Raw genomic sequence first — 15489 nt, 5'->3', positions numbered from 1 at the left:
TAGCCACCCGGTGGCCAAGCGTCGCGAGACGTCGGAGGGCAATGCAGTCTCGAATTACTCAATGCGCCTGGGCTATTCAGCGAGGCTGCTGAGTATTTTCCGGGGGCCCCCAACCCGGTTGGATGCGGCGAAGCGGTGTTGCTCGTGGTGAACAACGAACACCGGCCGCGCATTGAGTGTCATAGGTCCTCCGCCAGGCGCCAGGACTCACCCGGGTGAAACAGAGCCGGGGTGATGACAGCTCACCCCACCGGCCAGAAGACTAATGCCAGTTCAACGTCGGCATCCACGGCGCCCGATGTCGTCGTCATGGCTACAACTTTTCTTGCTGGGCAAGGGCCCACAGGAGTCAGCAGAAGGGTCTCACCATGCACTTCGATTCAAAGAAGGTCATCGTCGTCGGAGGCAGCGCCGGTATGGGCCGGCAGGTCGCCGTTGATGTCGTGCGCCACGGCGGCAGCGCAGTGATAGTCGGCCGGTCGAAGGACCGTGTTGATGACACCGTGACCGAATTGAGCGGCGGGGGCGGCGAGGCCTGGGGTATCACTGCCGAGCTGACGGATCGCGCTGCGGTCGCCGATGTTCAGCGCGCGCTTGCTGAGCAGCACGGCGATGCGACACTGTTGGTGAACGCGGCCGGATTCTTTGTGCCCAAGGCGTTCCTGGAGTACGACGCGCTGACCTACGACTCGTACATGGAGTTGAACTACGCCTTGTTCTTCCTGACGCAGTCCGTCGTTGGGGGCATGATCGCCCGCGGTGAGGGCGGCTCGATCGTCAACATCGGCAGCATGTGGGCACATCAGGCGATCGGTCTGACTCCATCGTCGGCATACTCGATGCAAAAGGCCGGGCTGCATGCGCTGACCCATAACCTGGCCATCGAGCTCGCCGAGCATAAGATTCGCGTCAACGCGGTGGCACCGGCCGTCGTCAAGACCCCGCTCTACGAGAAGTTCATCCCCAAGGACGAGATCGACGCCACGCTTGCCACATTCGCGCCGCTTCATCCGCTGGGACGAGTCGGCACTCCTGCCGACGTCGCCAACGCCGTCACGTATCTGCTGTCGGATGAGGCCAGTTGGGTAACCGGGGCGATTCTCAATGTCGACGGCGGCATCATGGCCGGACGCAATTAACGCGACAACACTACCTACCGAAATGCTAAGCGCATCCTCGTAAAGGCTGCGCGAATGAAGGAGACCAGGTGTCACATCAATACAGCAAGAACCCTGCCGCGGTCGACGCGCTCAGCCCCCAGCAATACCACGTCACCCAGGAGAGCGGCACGGAGCCTCCGTTCACCGGCGAGTACTGCGACAACCATGAGCCCGGCATCTACGTCGACATTGTCTCTGGCGAACCGCTTTTCGCCTCGGTGGACAAATTCGACAGCGGTAGTGGCTGGCCCAGCTTCACCCGGCCCATCGGCGCGGACAACCTCGTTGAGAGGCGCGACCGCAGCCACTTCATGGAACGGATCGAGGTACGGTCGGCCCACGCCGATAGCCATCTGGGGCACGTATTCCCGGACGGCCCCACCGAAGCCGGGGGGTTGCGCTACTGCATCAACTCGGCATCGCTGCGATTCATCCACCGCGATGAACTCGAAGCCCAGGGTTATGGGCAATATATGCGTTTGTTCACGAATGATGGATCAGAGCAAAACCAAAGCGTCGCCGAGCAGCAATCATGAGCAGCCACAACAAGATCGCCGTTCTCGCCGGCGGGTGCTTTTGGGGGATGGAGGATCTCTTCCGCGCGCAGCCCGGTGTGGTGTCCACCCGTGTCGGCTACACCGGCGGCAGCAACGCGCATCCCACCTACCGCAATCACCCCGGCCACGCCGAGGCGCTCGAAATCACCTACGACCCAGACGAAACCGATTACCGGGCACTGCTGGAATTCTTCTTTCAGGTTCACGACCCGACCACCAAGTACCGTCAGGGCAACGACGTCGGAAGCAGTTACCGGTCGGCAATTTTCTATCTGGACGACGAGCAAAAGCAAATCGCGGTGCAGACTATCGCCGACATCGAGAATTCGGGCCGGTGGCCCGGCGCGGTCGTCACCGAGGTCAACGCGGCCGGCGAGTTTTGGGAAGCGGAACCCGAGCACCAGAACTATCTGCAACGCTACCCATCGGGCTACACCTGCCACTACATCCGTCCCGAGTGGACGTTACCCCGCCACGGTGACGCGAGGGCAGCGACCGCAGAACATGCCAAGCCCATTCAATAGCGACATGGGCTCGGTAATACAGGACAAGGACCCGACAATTTCGCCTGACTGGCAGGTGCTGTTGAGCATTTACGCGCCGTTGGTGTTCTATGGCGCCGCATGTATCGCAGGACGGGTGTCACCGCGACCGGAGATCGGCGAGCGACGGTGACACGATGACTCAGAACCCGAACCTTGCGGCGCTGTCGGCAGCCGGTGTGTCGGTCTGGCTGGATGACTTGTCGCGCGACTGGCTGCAATCGGGCAAGCTGCAGCGCCTCGTTGATACCAGAAGTGTCGTCGGCGTCACGACCAACCCGTCGACCTTTGAGCGAGCACTTACCCACAGCAACCTCTACGGCGAGCAGCTCGCCGAGTTGACCGCGCGTGGCCTCGCGATGCACGCCGCGGTCCGCACGGTGATCACTGATGACGTCCGGGCCGCCTGCGATGTGCTGCGCCCGCAGTGGGAGGCCTCCGACGGTATCGATGGCAGAGTGTCCGTCGAAGTCAATCCGCTGGATGCGCACAACTCCGATCGGACACTCATGCAGGCCATCGAGTTGGCCGAAATCGTCAACCGGCCCAACGTATTTATCAAGATACCGGCTACGGCAGCGGGGCTGCCTGCGATCACGGCAGCATTGGCTAAAGGTATCTCGGTCAATGTCACGTTGATTTTTTCCGCGCAACGGCACCGTGAGGTGATGGACGCGTACCTGACCGGCATGGAGGTGGCACAGTGCGCCGGGGCTGATTTGTCCCTGATCCATTCGGTGGCTTCGCTTTTCGTGTCCCGGGTGGATACCGAGGTCGATACGCGTCTCGAGAAAATCGGCACTGCGGATGCGCTCGCGCTGCGGGGGCAAGCCGGCATCGCCAACGCGAGGGTGGCCTATGCGGCCTACCAGCAGGTCTTCGAAGCCGAGCCGCGCTACACTGCGTTGCGCGCCGCGGGTGCTCGCGTGCAGCGCCCGCTGTGGGCCTCTACCGGGGTGAAGAACGCCGCGTATCCCGACACGATGTACGTCACCGAACTCGTGGCGCCGAACACGGTAAGCACCATTCCTGCCGCGACATTGGAGGCGGTGGCCGACCACGGCGTCATCAACAGTGACACCATCACTGGCAAGGCGGCACAGGCGCAGGAAGCGTTGGACCGGCTGAGCGCGATCGGTATTGATCTACCCAACGTGTTCGCGGTGCTCGAACACGACGGGGTGAGCAAGTTCGCAGCGTCCTGGCTACGGTCGGTCAACGCTAAACATACTGTGGTCCAGCAGCATTCACCTTTCGGGAGAGCGATCTAATGTCCGCCTCGGCGCCTGAGCTGGAAGAGCTGCTGGCCAGCCGGCCATTCCCGGAGCGTACCGGCCCCACGGGTAGCCTGATCTACCGGCTGATCACCACGACCGATCACAAAGTGATCGGGATCATGTATGTCGTCGCATGCTTTACGTTCTTTTTCGTCGGCGGGCTCATGGCGCTGCTGATGCGCGCCGAGCTGGCCGCACCCGGTCTACAGTTTCTCTCCAACGAGCAATACAACCAACTGTTCACCATGCACGGCACGGTGATGTTGCTGTTCTATGCGACCCCGATCGTCTTCGGGTTCGCTAACCTGGTGTTGCCCCTGCAGATCGGCGCCCCCGATGTCGCCTTTCCGCGGCTCAACGCATTGTCATTCTGGCTCTTTGTGTTCGGTGCACTGATCGCCCTAGCGGGCTTCATCGCCCCCGGTGGACCAGCGGCCTTCGGGTGGACCGCCTACACGCCGCTGTCAGACGCCGTCCATTCCCCGGGCCCTGGTGGTGACTTATGGATCCTCGGGCTCATTGTCGGTGGGTTGGGCACCATCCTCGGGGGAGTCAACATGATCACGACCGTGGTGTGCCTGCGCGCGCCGGGCATGACAATGTTTCGGATGCCGGTTTTCACCTGGAACATCCTGGTCACCAGCATCATGGTGCTGGTCGCCTTCCCGCTGTTGACGGCGGCGTTGTTCGGGTTGGCCGCCGACCGCCATCTTGGCGCGCACGTGTTTGACCCAGCAAACGGTGGAGTCCTGTTGTGGCAGCACATGTTCTGGTTCTTCGGCCATCCTGAGGTCTACATCATTGCGCTGCCCTTCTTCGGCATCATCACCGAAGTCATCCCTGTGTTTTCTCGTAAACCGCTGTTTGGCTACACCACCATGGTCTATGCGACCATCGCCATCGGGGCGCTGTCGATCGCGGTGTGGGCCCATCATCTCTATGCCACCGGTGCGGTGCTGCTGCCATTCTTTTCGTTCGCCACCTATCTCATTGCGGTGCCGACCGGAATCAAATTCGTCAATTGGATCGGCACAATGTGGAAGGGTCAGTTGACCTTTGAGACCCCGATGCTTTTCGCGGCGGGGTTTCTGGTGACTTTTCTCCTCGGCGGGCTGTCGGGTGTGCTGCTGGCCAGCCCGCCAATCGACTTCCACGTCACCGACACCTACTTCGTGGTCGCCCACTTCCACTACGTGCTGTTCGGCACCATCGTGTTCGCCACTTACGCCGGGGCGTATTTCTGGTTTCCCAAGATGACCGGGCGGCTACTCGATGAACGGCTGGGCAAGTTGCACTTCTGGATGACACTGATCGGGTTTCACACCACATTTCTGGTACAACACTGGCTTGGCAACAAAGGGATGCCGCGCCGCTACGCCGATTACCTTCCCACCGATGGCTTCACCACGCTCAACGTCGTTTCGACGATCGGGGCACTCATCCTGGGTGCTTCCGTATTGCCGTTCGTGTGGAACGTGTTCCGCAGCTGGCGCTACGGTGAACCGGTCACCGTCGACGACCCATGGGGCTATGGCAACTCCCTGGAGTGGGCCACCAGCAGCCCACCCCCGCGGCATAACTTCACTGAACTGCCGCGCATCCGCTCGGAGAGGCCCGCCTTCGAACTGCACTATCCGCACATGATCGAACGGATGCGCGGTGAGGCCCACGTGCTGCGCGCACGCGCGAACACGAGATAACTAAGTGGGAACTGTAAGCTGCTATGTCCCGGCGGCTCGTAATGTATTGCTGCTAGGCTTCTTCCAACGCCTCACCAAGTGATTGAAGGACCTTGTTGTGCTGCGCGTTGACAAGCGTGTGCCCCACCACCAACGCGGCGACGACCGGCCATTCCATCATCCCAAATGCGGCCACTGCACCGATGCCGGCATAGAAGGCCAGATGTTCCAGTCCAGGTCGAGTCAGGCTGACAGTCCAGGGTGACGGCGGGGAAACCTTGCACGTGAGTTGGAGACTTGCTTTATTTATCGCCACTGACACTTGCACGCTTCTGGGTGGCTCCGCTCGGCGCCTCGTCGATGGGCCTGGCCGCATGGTCGACTGGCGAGTCAACCAGTAAATCGCGCAATTGTTTTCGTCCGCGGTTGATCCTCGAACTTACGGTCCCTTGCCGCGTGTCCGTCATGGCGGCGATCTCCTTGTAGGAGTATCCCGCGATGTCAGCAAAGTACACGGCCATGCGAAACTGCTCAGGCAAGACCATCATTGCCGCCTTGAGGTAGGGGTCTGGCAGCATTTCGAGCGCCTGGTCTTCGGCCGACCGTAGCGCCCCCGAGGTACGTGGGGCGCTGGCCGCCAGCTGCCGATCGGTGATCTCATCGGTCGGATATTGTGCGGGGCGGCGCTTTTGCCTCCGATAGCTGTCAATGTAGGTGTTGATCATGATCCGCCGTAGCCACGCCTTTAGATTCGTTCCTGGTTCGAATGCCGACAGGCCGACGTACGCGTTGAGCATTGTTTCTTGCACCAGATCCTCCGCGTCCGCCTGATTGGAGGTCATCCGGAGAGCTTGCCGATAGAGGGGCCCGAGAAGCGGGATAATCGCGCTTTCGAATTGAGTGCTCCGCGGCCCATGAGTCCTGCCCTGGCCGACGGTCCCGCATTTTGAGGAACGCGAGGACCAGATGCGCGTGCGTGGGGATGCAACGGCTGTCATCGCATCGTCTTCTTTCTGTGTGCATGCGCGTGCAATTGCACGCCGACGAATCCTGATCTGAGCTCGCGGGCCCGATCGAGGACGACCTCCGCTTGCCATTCCGGTGTCAGCATCCACCGCCGCGGGGTGAGTGGTCATCACCCGCCGAAGCAATTCATCCGGATGAGCGCCCGCGGCACCTACTACATCAGGTCGGCCGTCGGTGCCGTGGTTACCTGCCGTAGTACAAGCTGACGTTCTTGACCCCGCGATCGGTCCGGTCGTCGAGAACGCCATCCACGAACTGAACACCGAACAGCTCGTGCATCGACCGCTGCCGTGAACTTGCCGACCTGATCCACCGGTCGTGCGATCCCTGATGGCCAAATATCACCCGGGTGAATGACGGTGATGGGCGACGACAGTTCCGCTCCGCCGCGCCATGCTCTTAACGTCTACACCCGCACTGGCCGTGTTCTCTTGCGTAAGAAGCACAGTGGGATTCTCAAGCATCCTAGCGGCACCTTGTGTGGAGAAGGCTAGTACAAGAACATGGAGGACATAGTGAGCGCCGCCAGGAGAATGCTGGAGACCTATCCACGAGATCTCGGCCACATCGATATAGCCAAGCTGATTGCATGTATCGACGCCTGTATTGAATGCGACCAAGCCTGTACAGCGTGTGCAGACGCCTGCCTCAGTGAGGACGATGTCTATCACCTAACCAAATGCACCCGTACTTGCCTTGACTGCTCGGATGTCTGCGCGACAACCGGCCGCGTCTTGTCCCGGCACACGGACTGCGACGCGAACCTGACGAGGACGGTGCTCCAAACGTGCGCCTTCGCATGCGAGACGGCCGCAGACGAGTGCGACAAGCATGCGGCGAAACACGAGCATTGCCGCGTGTGCGCCGACGTATGCCGTCGCTGTGAACGAGCCTGCCGCGACCTTGTCGAAGCGCTCGGATGAGACATCCACCGGACGGGTGTGGGCTGCCCAAGGCTGTGTGATGCCACCCTATTGCGAGACTTCGCTGCGGGGTGTGACTTTGGAGCTACGGAATGGAGACGACGCGGATGGAGGTTTCTGAATTCGATGATGTGCAGGCCCATTTGCTCGAACCAGAGGAAAGCCTGGACTCAGAACAGACTGGCGTCGACCTGGACGAAGGCTACTCACCCCCGGAAAGCCCGCGCGAACTGCGGGCGTGGGGTCTCACCGCGAAGGAAGCGCGGACCCATGAAAGTTTGGCGCGCCGACTGGCCCGTGAGGTGCCCGATGTGACCGATCAGTGGGATGGCGACGGGATCGGTGATAGCGCCGACAGCGATGGTGAGCCAATCGACGATCAGGTCGGCGGCATGCGCGCAGGTCGGCTCGTAGCCTTCGAGATCGACGCTACTGATCGAGGTACGGATTACCGCGCCCACGACGTCGGCATTGACGGCGGCGCTGCCTCGGCTGAGGAGGCCGCCATGCATATCGTCGCCGATGAGACACCAGCCGGCGAGGGATGGCGTCTCTGATGACCTGTCATCCGGCCACTTTGGAAATTTGAGCTGTGGCGACCCGCATTGTCATCCTCGGTGGCGGCCCGGCCGGGTACGAGGCGGCATTGGTTGCAGCTGCACGGGATCCCGCCGTGGCACAGGTAACAGTGGTCAACTCCGGCGGGGTCGGCGGTGCTGCTGTCCTCTGCGATTGCGTGCCGTCGAAAACTTTTATCGCCTCCACGGGACTGCGCACCGAACTGCGCCGGGCAACCCGCCTGGGTTTCGACATCGACATCGACGACGCCAAGATATCTCTTCCGGAAATCCACCAGCGGGTGAAGATGCTGGCTAGCGAGCAGTCGGCCGATATCACCGAGCAGCTGCTCGACGCAGGTGTAGAGCTCGTCGCGGGTCGGGGCGAACTGGTTGATACGACTCCCGGCCTGGCACGTCACTGCGTCAAGGTGAAAGCGCGCGACGGCAGCATCACGATGCACGATGCCGATGTTGTGTTGATCGCCACCGGCGCCAGTCCCCGGATCCTGCCGTCGGCGCGCCCCGACGGCGAGCGCATCCTGACCTGGCGCCAGCTTTATGAACTGCACTCGCTGCCCGATCACCTCGTCGTGGTGGGAAGCGGTGTGACTGGCGCCGAATTCGCTAACGCTTACACCGAACTGGGTGTGGCGGTAACGGTGGTGGCTAGCCGCGATCGGGTTTTGCCGTACGAGGACGCGGACGCTGCGCGGGTGTTGGAGGAGTCCTTCGCCGAACGCGGGGTCAATCTGGTCAAAAATGCCCGGGCACAATCGGTCAGGCGGACCGACGACGGGGTGCTAGTGACAATGACCGACGGCCGCACCGTCGAGGGCAGCCACGCATTGATGACAGTTGGGTCAGTGCCTAACACGGGCGGGCTGGGTCTACAGCGCGTGGGAATCGACCTCGTGCGCGGTAATTACATTGCTGTCGACCGGGTTTCACGCACATCTGTCTCGGGCATTTACGCTGCGGGGGACTGCACCGGTGTTTTGCCGTTAGCCTCGGTTGCTGCGATGCAGGGCCGGATCGCGATGTATCACGCCCTGGGTGAAGCCGTTAATCCACTCCAGTTGCGCACCGTCGCGGCGACGGTGTTCACCCACCCCGAGGTTGCGGCGGTCGGCGTCGGGCAGACCGCGATCGACGACGGCTTGGTCCAGGCTCGTGTCATCATGCTGCCGTTGAAAACCAATGCGCGGGCCAAGATGTCGGAGCTGACTCGGGGTTTCATCAAACTATTTTGCCGGCAGGACAGCGGCGTGGTGATCGGTGGCGTGGTGGTCGCGCCGATCGCGTCGGAATTGATACTGCCGGTCGCGATGGCTGTGCAAAATCGGATCACCGTCGACGATTTGGCGCAGACGCTTGCAATCTATCCTTCGCTGTCCGGCTCGGTCACCGAGGCCGCCCGCCGGCTCATTGCCCACGATGAGCTGAACTGATGCACGGGCTGACTGGGCCGGCGGTTCCTTCGCAGCGTGAGCGTTATCACCCGGGTGATTCGTGCTGAGGGGTGATGACAGGCGGACCTGGGTCGGGCGATGCTCACTATCTGATCACGATGTCCGAGCCGGTCACAGCCGTCTACTACGCCGCAGTCCAGGACGCCGTGGCCATTCAAGGAACACCACGATCTTGTGCGATCGATCCCCGACCTCATGCGGATACCCGAATACCAAACAGGAGAAGAGATATGAACGCGGTCCCACTTCGCCGTCAACCGGAGAAGGCGGAACCGGCCACCTCGGTTGTGATCGTCGGCAGCGGGTTCGCCGCCTTCGAATGTGCGCGCGGACTGGCACGACGGTTGGACAGGGCGCGCGCTTCGGATGTGAGGGTGACCATTGTTTCGCCGGTCGATTACCTGCAGTACTCGCCATTGCTGGCTGATGTGGCCGGTGGGCTGGTCGACCCGCGGTTTGTCTGTGTTCCGCTGGCCGGAACGCTCAGGGGCGTGCGGGCGGTCCGCGGCCGGGTCGACAACGTTGACTTCGATAGGCAGAACCTCTCGTTCACCGATCCGGAGGGTCGGGTGGGGACGCTGTCATGGGATCGGCTGGTCTTGACACCAGGCTCGGTGACCCGCTTGTTCGATACGCCCGGTTTGGCCACCCACGCGCACGGGCTGAAGTCGACCGCCGAGGCGCTGTACCTGCGTGACCATGTGATCGAGCAGTTGGAACTGGCCTGCGTCGACGAGAACGAGGCGCGCGCGGCCGCGCGGCGCACAATTGTCGTTGTCGGTGCCTCGTATTCCGGTTCCGAATTGACGGCGCAGCTGCGCGCACTGGCCGACGCAGCGGCGAAGCAGATGGGCTTTGATCGGGCCTCGGTGCGATTTGTGCTGCTGGACCTGGCCGACCACGTCATGCCCGAGGTGGGGCAGAAGCTCGGCGACGCCGCGATGCGTGTCCTGCGCTCTCGCGGAATCGATGTGCGGTTGAGCACGACCCTGAAGGAGGTTCACGCCGACCATGTTGTGCTCACCGATGATTCGCGCGTCGACACTTGCACGGTAGCGTGGGTGGCCGGCGTCACCCCGTCACCGCTGATCGCCACGCTGGGCTTGGAAACAGAGCGGGGCCGGCTGAAGGTACAGGCCGATTTGCAGGTACCAGGACACCCCGAAGTGTTCGCCGGGGGAGACGCCGCCGCCGTTCCGGACCTAACCCAGCCGGGCAAGATCGCGCCGCCCACCGCCCAGCACGCGACCCGACAAGGTAAGACGTTAGCCCGCAACGTCGCCGCAAGTCTGGGGTACGGCGAGCGGAAAAACTACCGCCACAGCGACAAAGGTTTGGTCGTCGACTTGGGTCCGCGCTACGCCGTCGCCAACCCGCTAGGTGTGCATCTATCGGGCTATCCCGCGAAGCTTATCGCCCGTGCCTACCACCTCTACGCGCTTCCCCGGCTCGTCAACCGTTGGGCGGTCGCACTCGCATATCTCACCGACGTCTTCTTCCCCCGCACGGTGTTGTCAATGGGATTCGTTTGCGGTGCCGACGCCCAATTCACCTCCAGCGAAATATCCCAGCTACGCAAGGCGGCGGGGGCGGATGCCGGCACTTCTATCTCAGCCGCACATCCAACGCCGGCTTTGCTGGACTGATCACGCCACGACACGGAACACCAATGAGTATCGTCAACAAAGGCTTTCGTGGACGCCGCGTTGAATCGGCGCTCGAGCTGCCGCCCGGTCAACATCTGACCACGGACTTCCCTGTCCTGCAAGCAGGACCGACTCCGCGGATCGATCTCGATGACTGGCAATTCGCTATTCGCGACGAGCTCGGCACCCAACACTCGTGGACCTGGACCCAGTTCAAGCTCCTGCCGAGCGAGCGGCTCGATGTAAACATTCACTGCGTCACCACCTGGTCGAAGCTGAATACCAAGTGGCAAGGCGTTTCTCTGGACACACTTTTCGAATCGATCGACACCGCTGCCGGATTCGCACTGGTCGGTTCCTACGGCGGCTACACCACCAACCTTCCGTTGGACGACCTTCTCGGTGGGAAGGCCTGGATCGTCTACGCGTATGAGGGCGCACCGCTTACCGCGGTGCACGGCGGCCCAGCGCGGCTGCTGGTGCCGCACCTGTATTTCTGGAAGTCCGCGAAGTGGGTTAGATCCATTCAGCTACGCGACAGCGACGCACCCGGATTCTGGGAACGGTTGGGCTACCACCGCTACGGCGACCCGTGGCGAGAACAACGGTACGCCGGGGATTGACGACGGCTACGAGATGGAACCGAAGTTGCGCTGGCGGGTCGCGCGCGTAGTGGACTCTGTACCCGAGACCGAGTCCGCGCAAACGATCGGGTTGAACGTGCCGGGCTGGGGCGGCCACTTAGCCGGCCAGCACATCGATCTCAAGCTGACCGCTGAGGACGGGTACAGCGCGCAACGCAGCTACTCACTGGGCCGACCGGTCGACGGCGAGCGCATAGAACTCACCGTGCAGCGGACCGACGACGGGGAGGTCTCGCCCTACCTCATCGGGCTTGCCGCCGGCGATGAGATCGAACTTCGCGGACCCATCGGCGGCTGGTTTGTCTGGCGGCCGGACGAGGAGGCTCGGGTTCTGCTCGTCGGCGGCGGATCGGGGATCGTGCCGTTGATGGCCATGCTGCGACAGCGGGTAACGGCGGGCAGCTCCGACTTTCGGTTGGTCTATTCGGTGCGCAGTCCTGCCGACGTGTACTACGCCCAAGAGTTGGGCGAACTCGAGCGCGAATGTGGCTGGCTGCAGGTCGCGCTGGTCTACACCCGCGCGGCCGCATTACAAACCGCTCGGCCGCCCGGCCGGGTCGGCTGCGCTGACCTCGCGCCGGCCGGGTGGACCCCCGACGGTCGCACACGCGTCTACGTTTGCGGTCCAACGGGATTCGTTGAATCGGTTAGCGCGAAGCTGATCGAGCAGGGCTATCAGCCGTCAGCCATCCGGACCGAGCGCTTCGGGCCGAGCAACTAACCCAAGAACGAGGAATGATGACCGAACCAATGCACGTCGACGGTAACGCCGCCGCCGGCGCCTTCGCGGAAGTGCTCGGATTCGATGTCACCACCGCGATGTTGACCTGCGGGAAATGTCGTCGCACCGGAGCTTTCGCCGAGAGTCACGTCTATCACCGCGGGCCCGGCATCGTGGTGCGCTGCGCGTGCTGCGGAGACGTCCTGGCCCGGCTGGTGCAAACGCCCACCGATGTGTGGCTCGACTTCCGCGGCGCCCAGTCCTGGCGTGTCCCGATCTCCGCCCGCTGATGGAGTCCCTCCACGCGCTCGCCGGTCGCGTGCGCACCGCCGACATTGTGGACGCCATGGGGCGAGGGCACCAACATCGGTGTCATCTCCTCGACTTGGTGAGCCCGACACCCGGTCGCCGGCTGTTTGGCCCTGCCGTGACCATCTCCTATTTCCCGGCGTGCCGGGCCGCTCTCCCCGCCGAGCGCTATAACTTCAAGAGGTTGTTCTACGACGCCATCCAAGGCGGGGCCGACGGGCACGTGCTGGTCCTGGCCAGCAACGGCTATACCGATGCGTCACTGGGCGGTGGGACAAAGCTGTCGCGTGTCCAAAACCATCGGCTCGCCGGCATTCTCGCGGACGGGCGGCTGCGCGACTTCGCCGAGCTCGAGCTCTACGATCTCGCCATCTATTGCCGAGGCGAAACAACGCGGTGGGGCGGCGACGTCGTCACCCCGTACGAGGCGAACCGTCCGGTCGTGGTCGCCGGGGTGGCGGTCCGTCCCGGCGACTACGTCTTCGCCGATGCCTCCGGCGCCGCTGTCATACCCGCCGGTGACGTGCGCGCCGTACTACGCGCCGCGAACCAAGTCGCGATGGAGGACTCGGAGGCCCACGCCATCATCAGAGGCGAAACCCCAACCACAACGGGAGGCAATGAGAACTGACGGGCCTGCCGCTAGCGCACCCAGCTTTATGCGGTCCACGACCGCGCTTCTAACAATCAACGATGAGAGGAAACCCCCGCATGGCCATCGAATTCTTCGACACCCCCGGATACGGCGAGATCGCCCGTACCCGCAACCGCTACAGGCAAGCCCTACGCATCGGCGATCGCATCGAGATCTCCGGACAAGGCGGCTGGGATGCGGACTTCACCTTGACGGCCACATCCCTGGAGGAGGAGATCGTCAAGGCATGCGACAACGTGGAAAAGACCCTCGCTGAGGCGGGCGCCGGCTGGCGCGACGTCGTGAACGTCCACTCCTACCATGTTCCGACCGAAGACGATTCCATTGGTAATCAACACATGTCAGTGATGGTGGACCAGTTCCGCAAGAGGTTCGGCGAAACTCTGCCGCTGTGGACCGCGCTCGGCGTCGAGGCGCTCGCCCTGCCCGGCCAGCACGTCGAGATCGAGGTCGTCGCCATCATCGGATCTGGCAGCAAGTAGACGCCGGTACCAGGTCGCGAAGCGTCGCCCCGAGGCACCGACGCCTCGGGCAACCCGAACCATGCTGCCCCGCCGCGTACTTCTCGGTGAATTGGGTTGATTGGCAACGGTTATCGGCGCCTACACATTGGTTGCCTGATCCAGCAGCGCCGTACCGGCCGGCGGCAAAAGGCGGCAAAAGTCGATGACTCACCCTTGAAACGGAGGCACCCGTGGACCGAATACTTCATGTCCTGATCGGTGACCCAACCGGTGCCGTCGATGCCGCCATCAAAACCTCGGCGCTGTTCCTCACGGCCGCGATCTTGTTTCGCTTCATGGAGCGCCGCACCCTCGCCGAATTCGCTCCGTTCGACTGGATCGCGGCGGTCGCCGCCGGAGCCATCGTCGGTCGGGCTGCTACCGCCAGCGATACCACGTGGCTCAACGCAACCGCGGCGCTCATTTGTCTTCTCCTCACCCACGCGGTACTAGCGAGACTGCGGTTCATTCCGGGGATTCGGCGTTTCATCGATCCGCCTCTGAAGGTGCTGATCCGCAACGGACATGTCGACCGCCGCAACCTGCGTCGGTGCGGGCTAACCATTGCCGATCTCGAAGCTGTGCTACGACAGCACGGACACGAAAGCTCCGATGGTATTCACCTCGCGGTCTTCGAAGCCAAAGGCGCGATCTCCGTGCTGTTAACGGATGGGACCGGGTGACAGTGCCGTTGGCTCAGCCAGCGCTGGGCATCGAGCGCGGCCGCGCAGCCGCTGGCTGCGGCGGTGACTGCCTGGCGATAGCGGCGGTCGATCAAGTCACCGGCGGCGAATACGCCCTCCGCGGAGGTACGGGTCGTATCGCCATTGGTCACGATGTGGCCACCGGCATCGACGTCGACGAGCCCAATCAAGGCACCCGAGCACGGTTTCTGGCCGACAGCGACGAAAACGGCCGCGACCGCGATGGTGGAATCGCCGGCGTAGCGCGTGTCGCGTATGCGCAGCCCGGTGACATGTTCGGCGCCGTGCACGGCCAGCACTTCGGTAGAGGTCAGGATCGCGACGTTGGGATGTGCCCGCAGGCGAGCAACCGCGATGGCTGATGCCCGTAGTCGGGGGCGATGGTGGACGAGGGTGACGCGGCGGGCCAGCGGCACAAGGTGAAGCGCCTCTTCAACGGCACCGTCGCCGCCGCCGATGACGGCGACGTCACGACCGGTGAACTGTGCGCCGTCACGTTTCGCGCTGGTGCTCACTCCGCGGCCGAGGAGCTCACGTTCGCCCGCCACGTTGAGGGGCCGCCCCGCTGAACCCATGGCGAGAATGATTGCGCGGCCGTGGTATTGGGCATCACGCGCGCCGACCGTCTTGAGCGCGTCGCCAAGATCGAATCTGTCTACGTAGCCGGGGTAGAGCTCGGCGCCGAACTGCTGAGCTTGTCGCCGCATTGTGGCCGCCAGCACGGGCCCCGTGACGAATGGCGCGACACCGGGGTAGTTGTCTACCTGCCCGGCAGCTAAGAGCGCACCGCCGGGCTGGTGGCCTTCGATGACCAGGGTGTCCAGTCCGGCCCGAGCCGAATAGATCGCCGCGGTGTATCCGGCTGGACCTGACCCGACAACGATGACATCACGAATCCGGGTTGTATCGGCCATCAATCGGCGTGGGCCCGATCTGGAGCATCGTGCGTCAAAGCATGCCCACCTTCGGCGGTGGAGTGTGCACGGCTTCTATTCTGCGCCAATATTTTCCAAAACCACTGCTACGGCCTGACCAGAGCCGATACAGACCCCGATCACCCCATAATGGGCGGCTCTTTCACGCAATTCGGTCGCCAGCGTCAACAAATAGCGAG

Annotated in this window: 20 protein-coding genes; 16 read left to right on the top strand and 4 right to left on the bottom strand. The window is 62.9% G+C overall.

Features of this window, described 5'->3' with window-relative positions:
- Positions 1-368: 368 nt before the first annotated feature.
- The 6 genes from A5652_RS16695 (at position 369) to ctaD (ending at position 5236) form a co-directional block, all read left to right on the top strand.
- Entirely contained in the window at positions 369-1139 is a 771-nt protein-coding gene (locus A5652_RS16695; RefSeq protein ID WP_067353568.1) for an SDR family NAD(P)-dependent oxidoreductase, read from the top strand.
- Positions 1140-1207: 68 nt separating this feature from the next.
- Positions 1208-1696 (top strand): peptide-methionine (R)-S-oxide reductase MsrB, encoded by a 489-nt coding sequence (msrB, locus tag A5652_RS16690; protein WP_067353564.1) that lies wholly within the window; start codon positions 1208-1210, stop codon positions 1694-1696.
- Entirely contained in the window at positions 1693-2241 is a 549-nt protein-coding gene (gene msrA, locus A5652_RS16685; protein WP_067353560.1) for a peptide-methionine (S)-S-oxide reductase MsrA, read from the top strand. The genes msrB and msrA overlap by 4 nt, the downstream gene beginning before the upstream one ends.
- A 4-nt stretch (positions 2242-2245) precedes the next feature.
- Positions 2246-2392, top strand: a complete 147-nt coding sequence (locus tag A5652_RS27690; protein WP_156745385.1) for a hypothetical protein — start codon at positions 2246-2248, stop codon at positions 2390-2392.
- A 4-nt stretch (positions 2393-2396) separates the two neighbouring features.
- Positions 2397-3530, top strand: a complete 1134-nt coding sequence (tal, locus tag A5652_RS16680; RefSeq protein WP_067353556.1) for a transaldolase — start codon at positions 2397-2399, stop codon at positions 3528-3530.
- Complete coding sequence (gene ctaD / locus A5652_RS16675; protein ID WP_067353553.1) at positions 3530-5236, top strand: cytochrome c oxidase subunit I; 1707 nt, start codon at positions 3530-3532, stop codon at positions 5234-5236. Before tal ends, ctaD begins: the two co-directional genes overlap by 1 nt.
- Before the next feature lie 52 nt (positions 5237-5288).
- Here the strand turns inward: ctaD and A5652_RS28980 are convergent, their stop codons facing one another.
- Both A5652_RS28980 and A5652_RS16670 read right to left on the bottom strand, forming a co-directional pair.
- Positions 5289-5411 carry a hypothetical protein gene (locus A5652_RS28980; RefSeq protein ID WP_255361847.1) on the bottom strand — a complete coding sequence of 41 codons (123 nt, stop codon included), beginning with the start codon at positions 5409-5411 and terminating at the stop codon, positions 5289-5291.
- A 106-nt stretch (positions 5412-5517) separates the two neighbouring features.
- Positions 5518-6213, bottom strand: a complete 696-nt coding sequence (locus tag A5652_RS16670) for a sigma-70 family RNA polymerase sigma factor (RefSeq protein ID WP_082983949.1) — start codon at positions 6211-6213, stop codon at positions 5518-5520.
- A 561-nt stretch (positions 6214-6774) separates the two neighbouring features.
- Between A5652_RS16670 and A5652_RS28650 the strand changes: the two genes are divergently transcribed.
- From A5652_RS28650 to A5652_RS16625, 10 genes are all read left to right on the top strand, one after another.
- Positions 6775-7164, top strand: coding sequence for a four-helix bundle copper-binding protein (locus tag A5652_RS28650; RefSeq protein WP_232001220.1), 390 nt, complete (start codon positions 6775-6777; stop codon positions 7162-7164).
- Between the two features lie 92 nt (positions 7165-7256).
- On the top strand, positions 7257-7721 hold the full coding sequence (locus tag A5652_RS16665; protein WP_082983948.1) for a DUF5709 domain-containing protein: 465 nt from the start codon (positions 7257-7259) through the stop codon (positions 7719-7721).
- 35 nt (positions 7722-7756) lie between these two features.
- A complete protein-coding gene (locus A5652_RS16660; protein ID WP_067353546.1) occupies positions 7757-9172 on the top strand; it encodes an NAD(P)H-quinone dehydrogenase in 1416 nt (471 codons plus the stop codon).
- A 251-nt stretch (positions 9173-9423) separates the two neighbouring features.
- Positions 9424-10839, top strand: a complete 1416-nt coding sequence (locus A5652_RS16655; protein ID WP_067353542.1) for an NAD(P)/FAD-dependent oxidoreductase — start codon at positions 9424-9426, stop codon at positions 10837-10839.
- Between the two features lie 23 nt (positions 10840-10862).
- Complete coding sequence (locus tag A5652_RS16650; RefSeq protein ID WP_067353539.1) at positions 10863-11462, top strand: sulfite oxidase-like oxidoreductase; 600 nt, start codon at positions 10863-10865, stop codon at positions 11460-11462.
- A gap of 13 nt (positions 11463-11475) precedes the next feature.
- Positions 11476-12204, top strand: a complete 729-nt coding sequence (locus A5652_RS16645; protein ID WP_067353536.1) for a ferredoxin reductase — start codon at positions 11476-11478, stop codon at positions 12202-12204.
- 14 nt (positions 12205-12218) lie between these two features.
- Positions 12219-12494 carry a DUF6510 family protein gene (locus A5652_RS16640; protein WP_065057106.1) on the top strand — a complete coding sequence of 92 codons (276 nt, stop codon included), beginning with the start codon at positions 12219-12221 and terminating at the stop codon, positions 12492-12494.
- The gene (locus A5652_RS16635; RefSeq protein WP_067353533.1) at positions 12494-13144 is read left to right on the top strand and encodes an RraA family protein; all 651 of its coding nucleotides are present in this window, start codon (positions 12494-12496) and stop codon (positions 13142-13144) included. Before A5652_RS16640 ends, A5652_RS16635 begins: the two co-directional genes overlap by 1 nt.
- Positions 13145-13224: 80 nt before the next feature.
- Positions 13225-13650, top strand: coding sequence for a Rid family hydrolase (locus A5652_RS16630; RefSeq protein WP_082983947.1), 426 nt, complete (start codon positions 13225-13227; stop codon positions 13648-13650).
- Positions 13651-13862: 212 nt separating this feature from the next.
- A complete protein-coding gene (locus A5652_RS16625; RefSeq protein WP_067353528.1) occupies positions 13863-14354 on the top strand; it encodes a DUF421 domain-containing protein in 492 nt (163 codons plus the stop codon).
- Here A5652_RS16625 and A5652_RS16620 read toward each other — a convergent pair.
- A complete protein-coding gene (locus A5652_RS16620; RefSeq protein ID WP_067353522.1) occupies positions 14291-15289 on the bottom strand; it encodes an NAD(P)/FAD-dependent oxidoreductase in 999 nt (332 codons plus the stop codon). The two genes, A5652_RS16625 and A5652_RS16620, sit on opposite strands and share 64 nt — an antisense overlap.
- 75 nt (positions 15290-15364) lie before the next feature.
- Positions 15365-15478 (bottom strand): hypothetical protein, encoded by a 114-nt coding sequence (locus A5652_RS26915; RefSeq protein WP_255361850.1) that lies wholly within the window; start codon positions 15476-15478, stop codon positions 15365-15367.
- Positions 15479-15489: the final 11 nt, after the last annotated feature.

Origin of the sequence: Mycobacterium sp. 1165178.9 (genome assembly GCF_001673555.1) — a bacterium.
Taxonomy (GTDB): Bacteria; Actinomycetota; Actinomycetes; order Mycobacteriales; family Mycobacteriaceae; genus Mycobacterium.
The sequence above is the reverse complement of the archived record's forward strand: the minus strand, read 5'-3'. Positions and strand labels throughout refer to the sequence as shown.